Genomic DNA, 16,942 nt, shown 5'->3' on the forward strand with positions numbered 1-16,942 from the left:
GTAATAAAGGTACATCCCATGCAAACCATTATGCTCAAAGCCAAACTTCACATGGCTCGCGTCACTCACGCGGTTCTTAACTATGAAGGCTCATGTGCTATTGATGGCGATTTACTGGATATGGCTGGCATTCGTGAAAACGAACAGATTCAGATCTACAACGTAGAAAACGGCGAGCGCTTCACTACCTACGCTATTCGCGGTGAAGAAGGCTCCAAGATGATCTCTATTAACGGCGCCGCTGCCCACCTGGCGAGCCCAGGACATCGCGTTATCATCTGTAGCTACGCTCACTATGCCGAAGCGGAGCTGGATAACCACCAGCCAGCGCTGGTGTACTTGCAAGAAGGCAACGTCGTCAGCCACACCAGCAACGCCATTCCGGTGCAGCTTGCCTGATGGCACGCACTATCTTATTGATTAACGGGCCGTTCTTACGGCCCGTTTTTATTTGCTGCAAAAAGCGTATTGCCCGGTCGCATCCCCTTCACATATGCTACAAGAAGGCTTTAATGTAAAGGCCGAACCGGCTCAATGAATACGTGATTCATGTTACTTAGGAGTTTTCTTATGCAAGATGTGGTGATTGTTGCAGCACGCCGTACTGCGGTCGGCGCTTTTGGCGGCTCCCTTGCCGGGATTTCCGCAAGTGATCTTGGCGCGCTCGTAATCAAAGACATTCTTAGCTCTACCGGTGTAGCGCCGGAGCAAGTTGATGAAGTATTGCTTGGCCAAGTACTGACCGCTGGGGTTGGTCAGAACCCCGCGCGGCAGGCGTCCATCAAAGCAGGGCTCCCCGAAGCCGTGCCCGCGATGACCATTAACAAAGTCTGTGGCTCTGGCCTGAAAGCGCTGCATCTTGGCACTCAAGCGATTCGCTGCGGCGATGCGAGCGTTATCATTGCCGGCGGTCAAGAAAACATGTCGGCCTCACCGCACGTGCTGCCTAACTCGCGTAATGGCCAGCGGATGGGCGACTGGAAAGCCATCGATACCATGGTACACGACGGCCTCTGGGACGCTTTCAACAATTACCATATGGGCATCACCGCCGAAAACCTCGGCGAGAAGTACGGCATCACTCGCGAGGAAATGGACGAGTTTGCCGCCGCGTCGCAGCAGAAAGCCGCTACCGCCATCAAAGAGGGCAAATTCAAAAGCCAGATCGTCCCGGTAGAGATTCCGCAGCGCAAAGGCGACCCGGTTGTATTTGATACCGACGAGAACCCGCGCGAAGTGACCGCCGAGAAACTCAGCGGCATGAAGCCCGCCTTCAAAAAGGACGGCACAGTCACTGCTGGTAACGCCTCCGCACTCAACGACGGTGCGGCGGTGGTTATGCTTTGCTCCGCCGATAAGGCGAAAGAGCTCGGCCTTGAGCCGCTGGCGCGTATTGCCGCTTACTCCAACGCCGGGGTTGATCCGGCCATCATGGGTATCGGCCCGGCGCCGGCGACCCGCCGCTGCCTGGAGAAAGCTGGCTGGAGCTTGGACGATCTGGACCTTGTCGAAGCCAACGAAGCCTTCGCCGCTCAGGCCCTATCCGTTAACAAAGAGTTAGGCTGGGATGTCAGCAAGGTCAACGTTAATGGCGGGGCGATTGCCCTCGGCCACCCCATTGGCGCCTCTGGCTGTCGCGTGCTGGTAACGCTACTGCACGAAATGATCGCCCGTGATGCCAAGAAAGGTCTCGCCACCTTATGTATCGGCGGCGGCCAAGGTGTCGCACTCGCCATCGAGCGCTAAATTCCGCCAACTTACTAAGAGCCGCATACAAAACCGCCCCAAGGCCAAAAGCCTCAGGGCGGTTTTTTTCGTGCTTGAAGCATTTTGGGTGCTTCTTAAAGCCAGAACACTGTAAGACGTACTTTACAGCGCGGTTTCGGCACGCTCAGCCTCAAAAGCGGCCTTTTCTTCCTCGGTGATCTCTTTGATTGAGAGCTTCACGCGGTTGCGATTATCGATATCGAGCACCTTCACCACCACGTCATCGCCTTCGTTCAGGTAATCACGCACGTTGTTGACCCGCTCCGGCACGATTTGTGAAATATGCACGAGACCATCCGTACCCGGCATGATATTCACGAAAGCACCAAAGTCGGCAATGCGCACGACCTTACCCAAGTAGAGCTTGCCGATTTCCGCTTCTGCCGTAATGGCCAGCACGGTATCAATGGCCGCCTTAGCAGCGCTCTTGTCTTCGGCGTAAATGCGCACAGTACCATCGTCATCCAGATCGATAGACGCACCGGTATCATCGCAAATCTTACGGATCATCGCCCCGCCTTTGCCGATAACATCGCGAATCTTGTCCGGATCGATTTTGATCGTCGCCATGGACGGCGCGTTATCTGACACCTCGGTACGGCTTTGGCTGATGACGGTATTCATCTGCTCAAGAATATGTAAGCGCGCTTTGTTAGCCTGCTGAAGCGCGGTTTCCATGATTTCTTCGTTGATACCCTCGATCTTGATATCCATCTGCAGGGCCGTGACACCTTCTTCGGAGCCGGCCACTTTGAAGTCCATATCGCCAAGATGATCTTCATCACCCAGGATATCGGTCAACACCGCAAAACCGTCGTCATCTTTCACCAGGCCCATCGCAATACCAGCGACCGGGGCTTTGAGCGGCACACCGGCATCCATTAGCGCCAGTGAGGAGCCGCACACCGACGCCATGGAGCTTGAGCCATTGGACTCGGTAATCTCCGACACCACACGAATGGTGTAAGGGAACGCATCTTCCGACGGCAACATTGCTTGAACGCCGCGACGCGCCAGACGGCCGTGGCCAATTTCACGCCGTTTCGGCCCCCCCATGAAGCCGGCTTCACCCACGCAGTAAGGGGGGAAGTTGTAGTGCAGCATAAAGCGGTCTTTGCGCTCACCCTCAAGCGATTCGATCAGCTGAGAATCACGCAGGGTGCCAAGGGTAGCAATGGCAATGGCTTGGGTTTCACCGCGGGTAAAAATCGCCGAGCCATGGGTTTTCGGCAAAGTGCCGACTTCAATCGCGAGCGGCCGTACCGTTTGGTTATCACGACCGTCGATACGCGGCTCGCCTTTCACCACGCGCGAGCGAACCACCCGCTTTTCTAGGCCAGCGAAGGCGCCTTTCACTTCGTCGACATCGAATTTCCCTTCCGTCTGATCGCCTTCGATAGCGGCAAACTGCTCAAGCGCTTCGTCTTTCGCCGATGAGAGCGCATCCTGACGCGCCATTTTATCGGTGATGCGGTAGGCATCTCCGACTTTGGTTTCAAACGCCTCGGCAAGGGCGGTTTTCAGCGCGATATTTTCTTGTGCCGGCTGCCATTCCCAGCGCGGTTTGCCTGCTTCGGCGACCAGTTCGTTGATGGCGCTGATCGCAACCTGCATTTCCTGGTGACCGTAAAGCACCGCACCCAGCATTTCATCTTCTAGGAGCTCTTGGGCTTCGGATTCCACCATGAGAACCGCTTTTTCAGTGCCGGCCACCACCATGTCGAGCTCAGAGGTTTTCAGTTCTTCGACCGTGGGATTGAGAAAATAGCCTTGGTCTTCGTTAAAACCAACCCGAGCACAGCCAATCGGGCCGTTAAACGGCACGCCGGAAATGCCTAACGCCGCCGACGTACCGAGCATTGCGGCAATGTCGGGATCGTGGTTACGATCAGTAGAGAGAACGGTACAAACAACTTGCACTTCGTTCATGAAGCCTTTGGGAAAGAGCGGACGAATCGGGCGGTCGATCAGCCGCGAAGTCAACGTCTCTTTCTCGGTTGGGCGCCCTTCACGCTTGAAAAAGCCGCCAGGGATCTTGCCTACAGCGTAGGTTTTTTCTTGGTAGAACACCGCCAGCGGGAAGAACGGCTGGCTGGGGTTGGCGTCTTTCTTGGCCACTACCGTACACAATACGACGGTATCATCCATCGTGACCATCACAGCACCGGTTGCTTGGCGAGCAATACGCCCGGTTTCTAGCGTGACGGTACTACGACCGTACTGGAACGTTTTTTTAACCGGATTCACGGCAACTTCCTTTCGCATTAATATCAACTTGTCTTTTCGTTTGGTCGTTTTGACTCCCGACTATTCTAGGCGCTGAAACGCCATAGAGCTACCGCTTGTCATATACTTTCATGGTGGACGTTCCTGATGGACGTTCCCTATATACTCGCCAGATAAAAAAAACGGGCAGCTCACAAGGAGCTGCCCGTTTTTGTCTTCGCCAGCGTGGCTTAGCGACGCAGGCCTAAACGCTGAATCAGCGACTGATAGCGTTCAAAATCTTTACGCTTCAGATAATCCAACAGCTTACGACGCTGGTTAACCATGCGGATCAGGCCACGACGAGAGTGGTGATCCTGCTTATTGGTTTTGAAGTGATCCTGCAGGCCATTGATGTTGGCGCTCAACAGAGCCACTTGAACTTCCGGTGAACCGGTGTCACTTTCGCCGCGACCGTACTCTTCGACGATCTGGGCTTTCTTTTCAGCAGTTAGTGCCATCTTTCACTCCAGTAAGCAATATGCCTAATATAAATGAATGGGTGAGACCACGCATATTTGCAGTCTCAGTCGTGCATTGCGCGCAAACATTACACTTACGCGGCGGCTGTGTTCAACAACCGCTTGGGTACCACTTCATCGGCACCTTTCACCACGCCGAGGCCAATAAAAACCTCGCCATGATAAAGCCGTGTCAGCGTATCCATTGCCATCCCCGCGACATCTCGTCGAGCGGATTGTCCGTGGATCAATCGCTGATAGTCACTTTCAGCCACCTCAAGCACCGGTAGGTGGTCTACCAATGCATCAACGGGCATCAGTTCGGCTTCTCTTGCGTCTTGGCCACCGAGCGCCTCAAGGGCTTCAAGCGTCCACATGCCATGCGTACCAAAGGTATCAGCGCCAAACGGCCCTGTTTTTAACCTTCTTAACGCACTGATATGCGCGCCTGCACCAAGCACCTGACCAATATCTTCGGCTAACGTGCGGATATAAGTCCCCTTGCTACAGCTGACTTCCAGCTCGAAAGCGCTTTTATCCCGCGACAGCAGGCGCGCATCATACACGCTTATGCGCCTGGCTGCACGCTCAACGTGCTTACCTTCACGGGCAAGTTCGTAAAGCTTTTTGCCCTGATGCTTCAACGCCGAATACATCGGCGGCACTTGATCGATCTCACCGCGAAAGCGCGCAATCGCCGCCTCAATATCAGCGTCTGACAACTCCGCTACCTGACGGCGCTCTAGCACTTCGCCCTCGGCGTCACCGGTATCAGTGATAACACCCAGTTCGACTCGCGTTGTGTATACCTTATCTGCCTCTAGCAGGTGGGCCGAAAACTTAGTGGCCTCACCTAGGCATATCGGCAACATGCCGGTGGCCATTGGGTCGAGCGTGCCGGTATGCCCCGCTTTTTGCGCTTGAAAGAGCCGACGTACGCGTTGCAAGGCGTAGTTACTCGACATGCCCTTGGGTTTATCCAGTAAAAGGACACCGTTAACCGGCAAACCGCGGCGGCGACGCGCCATTAGCGCGTCTCCTCGCTATCTACCTCGTCGTCATCGCCTTGACGGTCACGGTCACTTGCTACCGCTTCTTCAATCAGCGATGACAGTTGCTGCCCGCGCACCACGCTTTCATCGTAATGAAAGCGTAACTCCGGCACGTGACGTAACTTAACGCGCTTGGCAATTTGGCTACGCAAGAACCCCGCTGCACGCTTGAGCACCTGCAGGTTCTCTTTAATTCGTTCCGGTGTCTGCTCACCCAACAAGGTGATATAGACATCGGCATATCCCAAATCGCGACTCACTTCCACGCCGCTGACGGTGACCATTCCCAACCGCGGGTCCTTGACCTCGCGCTGAATAAGGACCGCCAGCTCCTTCTGGAGCTGGTCGGCCACTCGGTCGGTACGCTTAAATTCGCGCATGCAAAACTCCCAGCGGCCTTATAGGCTGCGCTCGACCTTCACTTGGTCGAAGACTTCGATTTTGTCGCCGACCTGGACATCGTTGTAGTTCTTCACCCCGATACCACACTCGACACCACTGCGGACTTCCTGAACGTCGTCTTTGTAGCGGCGCAACGATTCAAGCTCGCCTTCGTAGATCACGACGTTGTCCCGCAGCACACGGATGCGCTTGTTGCGGTGAACAGTTCCTTCGACCACCATACAGCCCGCCACTGCACCAATTTTTGGTGCCCGGAAAACGTCGCGCACTTCGGCAACACCAACGATCTCTTCTTTCCACTCCGGCGCCAGCATGCCGCTCATGGCCTGCTTCACTTCATCGACCAGCTGATAGATAACGCTGTAATAACGTAAATCTAAGCCTTCACGCTCGATAATTTCGCGGGCGGCCGCATCGGCACGGACGTTAAAGCCAACCACGATAGCGTCACTGGCAAGTGCCAAGTTGGCATCGGTGCCGGTAATACCGCCTACGCCAGACGACACCACCGCGACTTCGACTTCATCGGTAGAGAGCTCTTCGAGCGCACCTTTGATTGCTTCCAGCGAGCCTTGTACGTCGACCTTGAGAACAATGTTGAGCTTGGCCACTTCGTCTTGGCCCATCTGGCTAAACATGTTCTCAAGCTTAGCTTTTTGCTGACGCGCAAGGCGTACTTCGCGGTATTTGCCCTGACGGAAGTTAGCCACTTCGCGCGCTTTTTTCTCATCCGCCAGCACCATGAAGTCATCCCCTGCATCCGGGGTGCCGTCCAAGCCTTGGATTTCGACCGGCATGGCCGGGCCCACTTCATCCACCTGCTTGCCCAACTCGTTGGTTAGGGCGCGCACGCGACCGTAGTGCAGGCCAGCAAGCACGATATCGCCCTTCTTGAGCGTCCCGTTCTGCACCAGCACGGTGGCTACCGGGCCACGCCCTTTATCGAGGCGCGACTCAACCACGACGCCTTTACCCGGGGCTTCCGGCACGGCTTTAAGCTCCAGCACTTCAGACACCAGCTGGATCGCTTCCAGCAGCTCTTCGATGCCTTCACCCGTGTGGGCCGATACATGCACAAACTGCGTGTCGCCGCCCCACTCTTCAGAGATGACGCCATGCTGGGACAGTTCGTTTTTAATACGATCAAGGTCGATACCGTCTTTATCGATCTTGTTGACCGCCACCACCATGGGCACTTCGGCCGCCTTGGAGTGCTCGATCGCCTCGATGGTTTGCGGCATCACGCCATCATCAGCGGCCACCACCAGAATGACCACGTCCGTCGCTTGGGCACCGCGGGCACGCATGGCGGTAAACGCCGCGTGGCCTGGCGTGTCTAGGAAGGTCACACCGCCGTGGTTGTCTTCCACGTGGTACGCACCGATGTGCTGGGTAATACCGCCCGCTTCGCCGGTAGCCACTTTGGCACGACGGATATAGTCCAAAAGCGAGGTTTTACCGTGGTCGACGTGGCCCATGACCGTGACAACCGGCGAACGGGTAATCTCTTCACCTTCATAGGAGATCCCTTCAAGCACCTCGGTTTCTAGCGCGTCATCTTTGACTAGCTTGGGCTTGTGACCCATTTCTTCCACAACAATCGACGCGGTATCTTGGTCGATGGTCTGGTTAATGGTGACTGCCGCGCCCATGTTAAACATGGCCTTGATGACTTCGTTGGCCTTGATCGACATTTTGTCGGCCAGGTCCGCCACGCTGATCGATTCCGGGATTGAGACTTCGCGCACGATCGGCTGCGTCGGCTTCTGGAAGCCATGCTTGCCGCCACCTTGGCTAGCGCCACCACCACGACGACCACCACGACGCTCAGAACGCTTGGCTTTTTTCGCGCCACCACGCTTGCGCTCTTCGCGATCGCTACGATCATCCTCATCGTCACGGCGACCCTTTTTCTTCGCTGCCGTTTTCTTCGGCGGCGCAGTACGACGATCGCTGCGACCTTCTTTCGGCGGTGCCGGCGGCTCTTCTGCGGCAGGCTCGCTTGTCTCAAGCTCCGGTACGGGGATGTCAAGCTCCGTCGGCGCTTCGGCCTTTTTCTTCGCTTGCTCTTCCGCTTGTTTACGCTCGGCTTCTTCCGCTTTGCGCTTTTCTTCCGCCGCTTGGCGCTCTTCGGCGTCGCGCGTTTTGCGCTCGGCTTCCGCAACGGCCATGTCCCCTACCAGCTGGCGTGGGCCAGAATGCTTGGGTTCCGGCGCTTTGGGCGTCTCTTCTTCGGAGCGCTTGACGTACGTCTTTTTCTTACGCACCTGCACTTCGATCGTTTTGCCGCGCTCGCCCGTTTTAATTTTGCTACGGGTTTTACGCGTCAGCGTGACGCGATTTTTGTCACTATCACCCTCACCGCCGTGACTCTTTTTCAAGTAGTTGAGCAGTGTGCGTTTGTCCTCTTCGGACACAGCATCGGTTTCCGAGCGATGCGCCAGCCCGGCTTCTTTCATTTGTTCCAGCAGACGGGGTACATCGCGCCCCACCTTCACTGCAAAATCTTTAACTGTCATATCTGACATCTTGACCCTCCAAAACCCGTGACCTGTTTACTGTGTGTTCGAATCGGATGTCGCGTCGTCTTCGAACCAGGGCGCACGGGCAGTCATGATCAGTGCCGCTGCGCGCGCTTCGTCCAATTCCTCAATATCGACCAGATCGTCAACAGACTGCTCGGCGAGATCTTCCATGGTAACGATGCCACGGCTGGCCAAAATAAAGGCCAGGTGACGTTCCATTCCGTCCATTTCTAGCAAGTCGTCTGCCGGCTGGGCACCGTCTAGCACTTCTTCTGAGGCGATTGCCATCGTCAGCAGCTCGTCTTTTGCCCGCGCACGCAATACTTCAACCAGCGCTTCATCGAATTCTTCGATTTCCAGCATCTCGTCGAGTGGCACGTAGGCGATTTCTTCTAACGTGGTAAACCCTTCCTCAACCAGTAAGCGGGCGACGTCGTCGTCCACATCCAGGTGGTGAATAAAGGTGTCCACTAAACTATCAATCTCTTGTTCACGTTTCGCTTCAGACTCGGCTTCGGTCATGACGTTAATGCGCCATCCGGTCAGCTCGGAGGCAAGGCGAACGTTTTGGCCACTACGGCCGATAGCTTGCGCGAGATTATCTTCTGCCACCGCCACATCCATCGCGTGGGCGTCTTCGTCAACCAGAATCGAGGCCACATCGGCCGGCGCCATGGCGTTGATCACTAGCTGTGCGGGATTGTCGTCCCACAGCACGATATCGACACGCTCGTTTTGCAGCTCGGAAGACACCGCTTGGACGCGCGAACCGCGCATCCCCACGCAAGCCCCTACTGGGTCGATGCGCCGATCATTGGTTTTTACCGCAATCTTCGCGCGGGAACCCGGATCGCGAGCCGCCCCTTTGATCTCAATGAGCTGTTCGGCAATTTCCGGCACTTCGATTTTAAACAGCTCAATAATAAGCTCAGGGCAGGTACGCGAGAGCAATAACTGTGCGCCACGCGCTTCAGGATCAACCTGAACCAAAAGCGCTCGCACACGCTCGTTCATGCGATAACGCTCGCCGTGAATCATTTCATTGCGCGGCAAGAAGGCTTCCGCGTTGTCGCCAAGGTCAATCACCAAGCCATCGCGCGTGGTTTTTTTGACGATTCCCGCGACCAGCTCGCCTTCACGATCAGCGTATTGACGCACGACTTCAGCACGCTCAGCTTCGCGCACTTTCTGCACGATCACTTGTTTTGCTGTTTGGGCGGCAATGCGGCCGAACTCGGCGTTCTCAATCTTCTGCTCAACCACATCCCCCAGCTTCAAGGGCGGATCACGCTGTTCAGCGATGCTCTCTTTAATTTCGTAGTCGGGCGTTTCAAACTCGTCGTCTTCGACGACTGTCCAATAACGGATCGTTTCGTAATCACCGGTACGCCGATCAATGTGAACGCGTACGTTCGCTTCTTCTTTATCGAAGCGCTTACGCGATGCGCTGGCTAACGCCGCTTCCACCGCTTCGAAAATGACATCGCGGGAGACGCCCTTTTCGTTAGAGATCGCGTCAACGACCATTAAAATTTCTTTACTCATGCGTTTGCCTCGCCAGAAAACCTGTCCTTATGTGCAAAAGCCCGGCATCTCGCCGGTCGCGTCACCCGTTCAGTCATCAAACTGAGGCACGATGCTGGCCTGATCGATGCTTTCAATGGGGAAGCAGTACTCTTCCCCATCCAGCTGGAGCAGAATTTCATCGCCCTCAATCCCGGCCAGCAAGCCCTTATATTTGCGTCGACCATCAAATGGCATACGTAATTTCAATGCCACATGGTGGCCTTGAAAACGCGCGAAATGATCAAGCGTATAAAGAGGACGCGCCATACCCGGCGAAGAGACTTCTAGTCGATACTCACCGGCGATAGGGTCTTCAACATCTAATACGGCGCTGACTTGACGGCTAATATCGGCGCAGTCTTCGACGCTAACACCGCTTTCGCGCTCAATGTAGATCACCAGACGCGAATGCTTTCCCTGGGAAAGGTGGTCGATACCCCATAGCTCAAAGCCCATGGCAGTAACAACGGGTTCGATCAGCGCATAAAGCGCAGCGTGTTTTGTGGCCACAGACAAAGCTCCTATAGCCGTTGCATCAGGCACCTGGCCAGGAGTGGATAATAAAGCTAGGTGGCTGATTGGCGTTACCCGGAAACGTGTCCCCGGTAATCCGGTAGACATCCGCTAGTGAGATACTGTCGTCAGCAGCCATCACAAAAGCAGCTGCTAACAAAAAGCCCCTTCACAGGAAGGGGCTTTTTAGAGAAACCTGTAGTACCATTTTCAATATCAACGCCATCAAAATTTGCTTAGTAACGCTATGTTTAGCAAAACCAAGCGGCATTGATTTAAATGGTAGCGGGGACCGGATTTGAACCGATGACCTTCGGGTTATGAGCCCGACGAGCTACCAGACTGCTCCACCCCGCATCAATCTAGGTGGACGATAATAGGCGCTTAACAAGATTTCGTCAAGGCTTCTTTTCGTCTCAACCGCCGTTCCTGACCTAGGAAGCTGGCGTGCCAGCAAATCAGATGGTGCCGAAGGCGGGACTTGAACCCGCACGACCGTAAGGTCACTACCCCCTCAAGATAGCGTGTCTACCAATTCCACCACTTCGGCATCAGGGGAGGCTAGTAAAAAGCGCAGTCAAATCACTCTCTGCTGCTTTCCTCTAGCACTGGCGAGGCATTATCCATGCTTTGGTCGCCATCGTCAAGCGTTGGAACGTTTTGCTGTTGCTCAATTAATCGCGCGTCAGGAATACCGGCTTCCGGCGCCGCCTGACCAACCTGAGTAGCGAAGTACGCCAGCGCCATCGAGGTCGCGAAGAAAGCAGCCGCCAGGATACCCGTAAAACGGGCCAAAAAATTGCCGCTGCCACGGGAACCAAAGACGGTTTGCGAAGCACCGCCGCCGAAGGCAGCGCCGGCTTCAGCGCCTTTCCCCTGCTGAAGCAGGATCAAAACAACCAAGGCGATCGCAATCACCACGTGAACCATTAAAATTGCAACTTGCATGGAATTATCCTGCTGACTGACAAATAGCGTGAAAGTCGTCGATCTTGAGTGAGGCGCCGCCCACTAGACCACCGTCGATGTCTGGCTGCGCGAGTAGCTCAGCCGCGTTTTTGGCATTCATGCTGCCGCCATAGAGTAGGCGCAGTTGCTGTGCCAGTTGTGCATCAAATTCGCCCTGGTAGGCGCGAATCCCGCTCATTACTTCTTGCGCCTGCTCAGGCGTTGCCGTGCGCCCGGTACCAATCGCCCAGACCGGCTCATAGGCAATCACTACCTGTTCACGCTGATCAGGCTCAAGCCGAGCCATCACATGGCCGACTTGGCGCAGCACCACGTCCATGGTGCTGCCGCTATCACGCTCTTCAAGGGTTTCCCCTACGCATAGAATGGGCGTGATTCCCACATTAAGGGCCGCTAGCGTGCGCGCATAAACATGGTCATCCGTTTCCCGGTAAAGCTGCCGACGCTCGGAGTGGCCAGTTAAGGCATACGTAACACCAAACTCTTTCAGCATACGCCCGCTCACTTCACCCGTATGCGCACCAGAATTCAACGGGTTTAGCGTTTGCGCTCCTAACGTAAGCGGCGACCCTTGAAACGCTTGGAACGCGGCATGCAGATAAGGAAACGGCGGCATTACCGCGATATCTAGCGCTGTCGGCAGTATGGCATCACGAAAATGCTCAGCGAAAGCGTGAATCAACTCGGCAGAGCCGTTCATCTTCCAATTTCCGGCAATTAGGGGCGTACGCATGGGGCATCCTCACTCATGTGGGCCGAAATGGTATAGGACCGGCCTGATCAAAACAACCGCTGTCAAGCCGTTGCGCTTGACCCCAGCAGCGCTTGTACGTGAGCGGCCAACGACTGCGCCAGGGCCTCGACATCCAAGTGCGCACGCCCCTCCACCATCACGCGGATCAAAGGCTCCGTTCCAGAGGGGCGCAGCAGCACTCGCCCCTCATCAGCCAACTCGGCCTCCGTTGTCGCCACGGCCTGCTGCAACGCCTCAGACGCCATCAGTTTTTTGGCATCGCTACCGGGAGGCAGTTGGACGTTTACGAGCGCCTGCGGCACTTTTTCCAACCCACGCAGCAACATTGGCAACGTTGTATTTTCCCGCACCATCATGCCCACGACCTGAAGCGCAGCGACAATGCCATCACCGGTGGTTTGGGTATGACCACACACAATATGACCTGACGACTCACCGCCAAGCTCCCACGCGTTTTCCGCCATACGCTCCATAACAAAGCGATCACCGACCTTAACGCGCTCAAAGGGAACCGCCATCTTTTCCAACGCCATCGCCAAACCAAAATTGGTCATCAGCGTTCCCACGACGCCGCCTTTGAGTAAGCCACGCTGATAGCGATCACGGGCGATCAAATAGAGAATATCGTCACCATCGACTTCACGGCCGTCCGCATCAACCATCAGCACGCGGTCGCCATCACCGTCAAACGCGATGCCCAGGTCCGCTCCTTGCTGAATCACTGCCGCACGCAGCGCTGCCGGGTATGTCGAGCCAACTCGTTCATTGATATTCATCCCGTCAGGGGTGGCACCAATGGTGCTAACTTCCGCGCCAAGTTCGCGAAACACATTAGGCGCAATGTGGTAGGTCGCCCCGTGTGCACAGTCGAGCACAACATTTAAACCGTGCAGGCTTAAACGATCAGGCAACGTGGATTTACAGAACTCAATATAGCGCCCGGCGGCATCGTCAATGCGCATGGCCTTGCCTAGCTGGGCGGAATCCGCGGTGGTTAAGGGCGCATCCAGCATCGTTTCAATACGGTCTTCAATGTCGTCGGGCAGCTTTGTCCCTGCTGCCGAGAAAAACTTGATGCCGTTGTCAGCAAAAGGATTGTGCGAGGCAGAAATCACAATGCCTGCGTCCGCGCGGAAGGTGCGGGTTAAATACGCAATCCCCGGCGTCGGCATCGGCCCGAGCAGCGCCACATCAACGCCAGCCGCCGAAAGGCCCGACTCTAACGCAGACTCAAACATATAGCCTGAAATACGCGTATCTTTACCGATCAAGACACGCGTGCGTCCCGTCTCCCGGCGTAAGACTTGGCCGGCCGCCCAACCTAGCTTCAGCATAAAGTCAGCGGTGATCGGTGCCTGCCCAACCGTGCCGCGAATCCCATCCGTACCAAAATAGCGACGTGCCATCACGCTCCCTCTCTGTCTGTTGTTTTTAAAATGACGATGTTAAAAGCGGCCATATTAAAAAACGCTGTTTTGAGCACTGCCTTCGTGGAGCACCGCCCAGGTCATGTTCACCGCATCCACAGTGGCGCCCACATCGTGCACCCGCAAAATTTTTGCGCCACGCTCAACGGCCAACGCCGAAAGGGCAAGCCCCCCGAACAAACGCTCCTCCACCGGGCGCCCTAAGACTTTCCCTATCATGCTTTTGCGCGACATCCCCACCAAAACCGGCAACGCTAACGCTTGCAAGGCATCCATATGCTTTAGCAAACGCAGGTTATGCTCTACCGTCTTACCAAAGCCAAACCCAGGGTCAATCAACAAGCGATGCCGCTTAAGCCCCGCGACTTCGCACTCCGCGATACGCCGCGTTAGGTAATCAACCACCTCGACTTCAATCTTGCGCTCATAGCGTGGCGACTGCTGCATGGTCTGCGGCTCACCCTGGCGATGCATTAAGCATACCGGCAAAGCGCTCGCTGCTGCCGCGGGCAGCGCGCCCTCACGCTCAAGCGCGCGCACGTCGTTAATCATTCCAGCGCCCAAAGCGCTGGTTTCACGGATCACTTGCGCGCTACTGGTATCCACCGATACCAACGCATCTAACTCACGGACTAGCGCTTCCACCACCGGCGCCACTCGATCAAGCTCTTCCTGGTCGCTAATCACATCGGCGCCAGGTCGGGTTGATTCGCCGCCGACATCAATGATCGCCGCGCCTTCTGCCAACATTCGTTCGGCGTGACGCAACGCGTCATCGAGCGCGTTGTGTTGGCCGCCATCAGAAAAGGAGTCAGGCGTGACATTAAGAACCCCCATGACACGAGGAAAGGAAATATCGAGCAAATGACGACCGCAGCGCAGGTGTGGCACCTCTTCGGTCGCATGGTGAGAAGCTGCGTTTGAAGTCATGCAAAAGCCTAGTGTGAGTAGCGTCTGAAGTGTACTTGTTAGGATAACAAAAAGGCGCCCGATAGGGCGCCTTTGTTAAACAAACGCGAGTATTGCGCTTACGCTGGCTCCGGCCTAAGAACCTGCCGGACCTCCTAGCGGGTCGGACGGGCGACGACTCGGCTCATCTTCGTCCTCATCATCATCGTCGGCATCATGCGAGCCATCCGGCGATTGCTGAGCAGACGGCTCTTTATCCGCCGCTGAATCACCACTTGAGGGTGCTCCACCACTCGGATCATCCCAGCCTTCAGGGGGGCGTGGGTCACGCCCTTCCATAATATCGTTCAGCTGAGTGGCATCGATGGTTTCGTATTTCATTAAGGCTTCCGCCATGGCATCGAGCTTGGCGCGATTATCTTCGAGTATCTTATACGCCTGCTCGTAGCAGCCATCAATGATCTTGCGCACTTCCTTGTCCAGCCGCGTGGTGGTTTCACCCGACTTCATTTTGGCGCCGCCCTGGCTTGAGCCGAGGAATTGATGAGACTCATCTTCATCATAAAGAATTGGCCCCATCTCATCCGACAAGCCCCACTTGGCGACCATATTGTGGGCAAGTTCAGTGGCACGCTTAATGTCGTTGGATGCCCCTGTCGTCACACCATTTGGCCCCAGCGTCATTTCCTCGGCAATACGACCACCGAACAACGAACAGATTTGGCTGATGATCTGCTGACGCGACAAGCTGTAGCGGTCTTCTTCCGGTAGGAACATGGTCACACCCAGCGCACGGCCGCGCGGAATAATCGTGACCTTGTAGACCGGATCATGCTCGGGCATCACAAGGCCAATGATGGCGTGACCCGACTCATGATACGCCGTATTGAGCTTCTCTTTATCGGTCATCACCATGGACTTGCGCTCAGAGCCCATCATGATTTTATCTTTTGCCTGCTCCAATTCTTCCATGCTTACCAAGCGCTTATTGCCGCGCGCGGCAAACAAGGCAGCCTCGTTCACCAGGTTGGCCAAATCGGCACCCGAAAAGCCAGGCGTACCGCGAGCAATCAATTGCGGTTTAACGTCATCGGCCAACGGCACCTTACGCAGGTGGACACCAAGGATGTGTTCACGACCGCGAATATCGGGCAAACCAACGGTGACTTGGCGGTCAAAACGTCCTGGGCGAAGGAGCGCCGGATCCAGCACATCAGGGCGGTTGGTGGCGGCGATGACGATGATGCCTTCGTTCGGCTCGAAACCGTCCATCTCCACGAGCAGCTGGTTGAGCGTTTGCTCACGCTCATCATTACCACCGCCCATGCCAGCACCGCGAGAGCGGCCAACGGCGTCGATCTCATCAATAAAGATAATGCACGGCGCTTGCTTTTTGGCCTGCTCAAACATGTCACGGACACGCGACGCCCCAACACCAACGAACATTTCCACGAAGTCAGAGCCTGAAATCGAGAAGAACGGCACTTTGGCTTCGCCCGCAATCGATTTCGCCAGTAGCGTTTTACCGGTGCCGGGCGGACCCACCATCAGCACACCGCGAGGAATGGTGCCGCCAAGACGCTGGAATTTAGTGGGGTCACGCAAGAAGTCGACAAGCTCCTCGACTTCTTCTTTGGCTTCGTCACAACCGGCCACATCGGCAAAGGTGGTTTTGATCTGGTCGTTTGAGAGTAGCTTGGCTTTGGATTTACCAAAGCTCATCGGGCCGCCTTTTCCTCCACCCGCACCGCCTTGCATCTGGCGCATGAAGAACATAAAGATGGCCAGAATTAGCAGAATCGGGAAACTCGCGATCAGCAGACGCGTCCAGATACTTTGCTGGTCGGGTTTTTTACCCACGACGGTGACGTCGTTGGCCAACAAGTCATCCATTAACTTAGGATCTTCCGCTGCCGGGCGAACCGTCTGGAACGACGAGCCGTCGGTACGCTCACCGCTAATGGTGTAACCATCAATAGTGACACTGCGCACTTGCTGATTTTGCACCTGCTGCACGAACTGTGAATAGTTCATGGCTTGAGGTGAGCTTTCCGTATTGAAGTTGTTGAACACTGTCAGCAACACGGCCGCAATGACCAACCACAGGATCAGGTTCTTTGCCATATCGTTCAAGGGGCTACCCTCATTACAAAAATCTGTCAGTTAACGTTCAATACTGAGACCATACACCAGCATCAAGCGTTCAACCATTGCCAAAGTATATACACGCAAAATACATACACTTTGGGCCAGTGATGCCACACGTATAAACCTGAGTGCTCCAAGCACATACTGTGGCATACATTGCGATTACTTGTCTGGCAATCGCGCT

General features: G+C 55.4%; 14 protein-coding genes and 2 tRNA genes. 2 read left to right on the forward strand and 14 right to left on the reverse strand.

The features are described 5' to 3' along the window. The first annotated feature begins 18 nt into the window (after window positions 1-18). The gene (panD, locus tag QC823_RS10140) at window positions 19-399 is read left to right on the forward strand and encodes an aspartate 1-decarboxylase (RefSeq protein WP_309656229.1); all 381 of its coding nucleotides are present in this window, start codon (window positions 19-21) and stop codon (window positions 397-399) included. A gap of 171 nt (window positions 400-570) precedes the next feature. Beyond that, window positions 571-1,746, forward strand: coding sequence for an acetyl-CoA C-acetyltransferase (locus tag QC823_RS10145; RefSeq protein WP_309656230.1), 1,176 nt, complete (start codon window positions 571-573; stop codon window positions 1,744-1,746). Window positions 1,747-1,869: 123 nt separating this feature from the next. Here QC823_RS10145 and pnp read toward each other — a convergent pair whose 3' ends face one another. From pnp to ftsH, 14 genes are all read right to left on the reverse strand, one after another. Then, the gene (pnp, locus tag QC823_RS10150; RefSeq protein WP_309656231.1) at window positions 1,870-4,032 is read right to left on the reverse strand and encodes a polyribonucleotide nucleotidyltransferase; all 2,163 of its coding nucleotides are present in this window, start codon (window positions 4,030-4,032) and stop codon (window positions 1,870-1,872) included. A gap of 191 nt (window positions 4,033-4,223) precedes the next feature. Then, window positions 4,224-4,493 carry a 30S ribosomal protein S15 gene (gene rpsO / locus QC823_RS10155; protein WP_309656232.1) on the reverse strand — a complete coding sequence of 90 codons (270 nt, stop codon included), beginning with the start codon at window positions 4,491-4,493 and terminating at the stop codon, window positions 4,224-4,226. A gap of 95 nt (window positions 4,494-4,588) precedes the next feature. Then, a complete protein-coding gene (gene truB / locus QC823_RS10160) occupies window positions 4,589-5,521 on the reverse strand; it encodes a tRNA pseudouridine(55) synthase TruB (protein WP_309656233.1) in 933 nt (310 codons plus the stop codon). Beyond that, window positions 5,521-5,925: a 30S ribosome-binding factor RbfA gene (gene rbfA / locus QC823_RS10165; protein WP_309656234.1), complete on the reverse strand. Its 405-nt coding sequence runs from the start codon at window positions 5,923-5,925 to the stop codon at window positions 5,521-5,523. Before rbfA ends, truB begins: the two co-directional genes overlap by 1 nt. 18 nt (window positions 5,926-5,943) lie before the next feature. Next, window positions 5,944-8,475: a translation initiation factor IF-2 gene (gene infB, locus QC823_RS10170; protein ID WP_309656235.1), complete on the reverse strand. Its 2,532-nt coding sequence runs from the start codon at window positions 8,473-8,475 to the stop codon at window positions 5,944-5,946. 27 nt (window positions 8,476-8,502) lie between these two features. Continuing rightward, on the reverse strand, window positions 8,503-10,017 hold the full coding sequence (nusA, locus tag QC823_RS10175) for a transcription termination factor NusA (protein WP_309656236.1): 1,515 nt from the start codon (window positions 10,015-10,017) through the stop codon (window positions 8,503-8,505). A gap of 69 nt (window positions 10,018-10,086) precedes the next feature. After that, on the reverse strand, window positions 10,087-10,548 hold the full coding sequence (gene rimP / locus QC823_RS10180; RefSeq protein ID WP_309656237.1) for a ribosome maturation factor RimP: 462 nt from the start codon (window positions 10,546-10,548) through the stop codon (window positions 10,087-10,089). Window positions 10,549-10,831: 283 nt separating this feature from the next. Continuing rightward, a tRNA-Met gene (locus tag QC823_RS10185) sits at window positions 10,832-10,908 on the reverse strand. Between the two features lie 106 nt (window positions 10,909-11,014). Beyond that, window positions 11,015-11,101 (reverse strand) — tRNA-Leu (locus QC823_RS10190). A 32-nt stretch (window positions 11,102-11,133) separates the two neighbouring features. Further along, complete coding sequence (gene secG, locus QC823_RS10195; RefSeq protein WP_309656238.1) at window positions 11,134-11,499, reverse strand: preprotein translocase subunit SecG; 366 nt, start codon at window positions 11,497-11,499, stop codon at window positions 11,134-11,136. Between the two features lie 4 nt (window positions 11,500-11,503). Then, window positions 11,504-12,253: a triose-phosphate isomerase gene (gene tpiA / locus QC823_RS10200; RefSeq protein WP_309656239.1), complete on the reverse strand. Its 750-nt coding sequence runs from the start codon at window positions 12,251-12,253 to the stop codon at window positions 11,504-11,506. Window positions 12,254-12,315: 62 nt separating this feature from the next. Further along, the gene (gene glmM / locus QC823_RS10205; RefSeq protein ID WP_309656240.1) at window positions 12,316-13,680 is read right to left on the reverse strand and encodes a phosphoglucosamine mutase; all 1,365 of its coding nucleotides are present in this window, start codon (window positions 13,678-13,680) and stop codon (window positions 12,316-12,318) included. Window positions 13,681-13,734: 54 nt separating this feature from the next. After that, on the reverse strand, window positions 13,735-14,631 hold the full coding sequence (folP, locus tag QC823_RS10210) for a dihydropteroate synthase (protein ID WP_309656241.1): 897 nt from the start codon (window positions 14,629-14,631) through the stop codon (window positions 13,735-13,737). Between the two features lie 114 nt (window positions 14,632-14,745). After that, a complete protein-coding gene (ftsH, locus tag QC823_RS10215) occupies window positions 14,746-16,743 on the reverse strand; it encodes an ATP-dependent zinc metalloprotease FtsH (RefSeq protein ID WP_309656242.1) in 1,998 nt (665 codons plus the stop codon). Window positions 16,744-16,942: the final 199 nt, after the last annotated feature.

It is taken from the genome of Vreelandella vilamensis, from assembly GCF_031451755.1.
Lineage (GTDB): Bacteria > Pseudomonadota > Gammaproteobacteria > Pseudomonadales > Halomonadaceae > Vreelandella > Vreelandella vilamensis.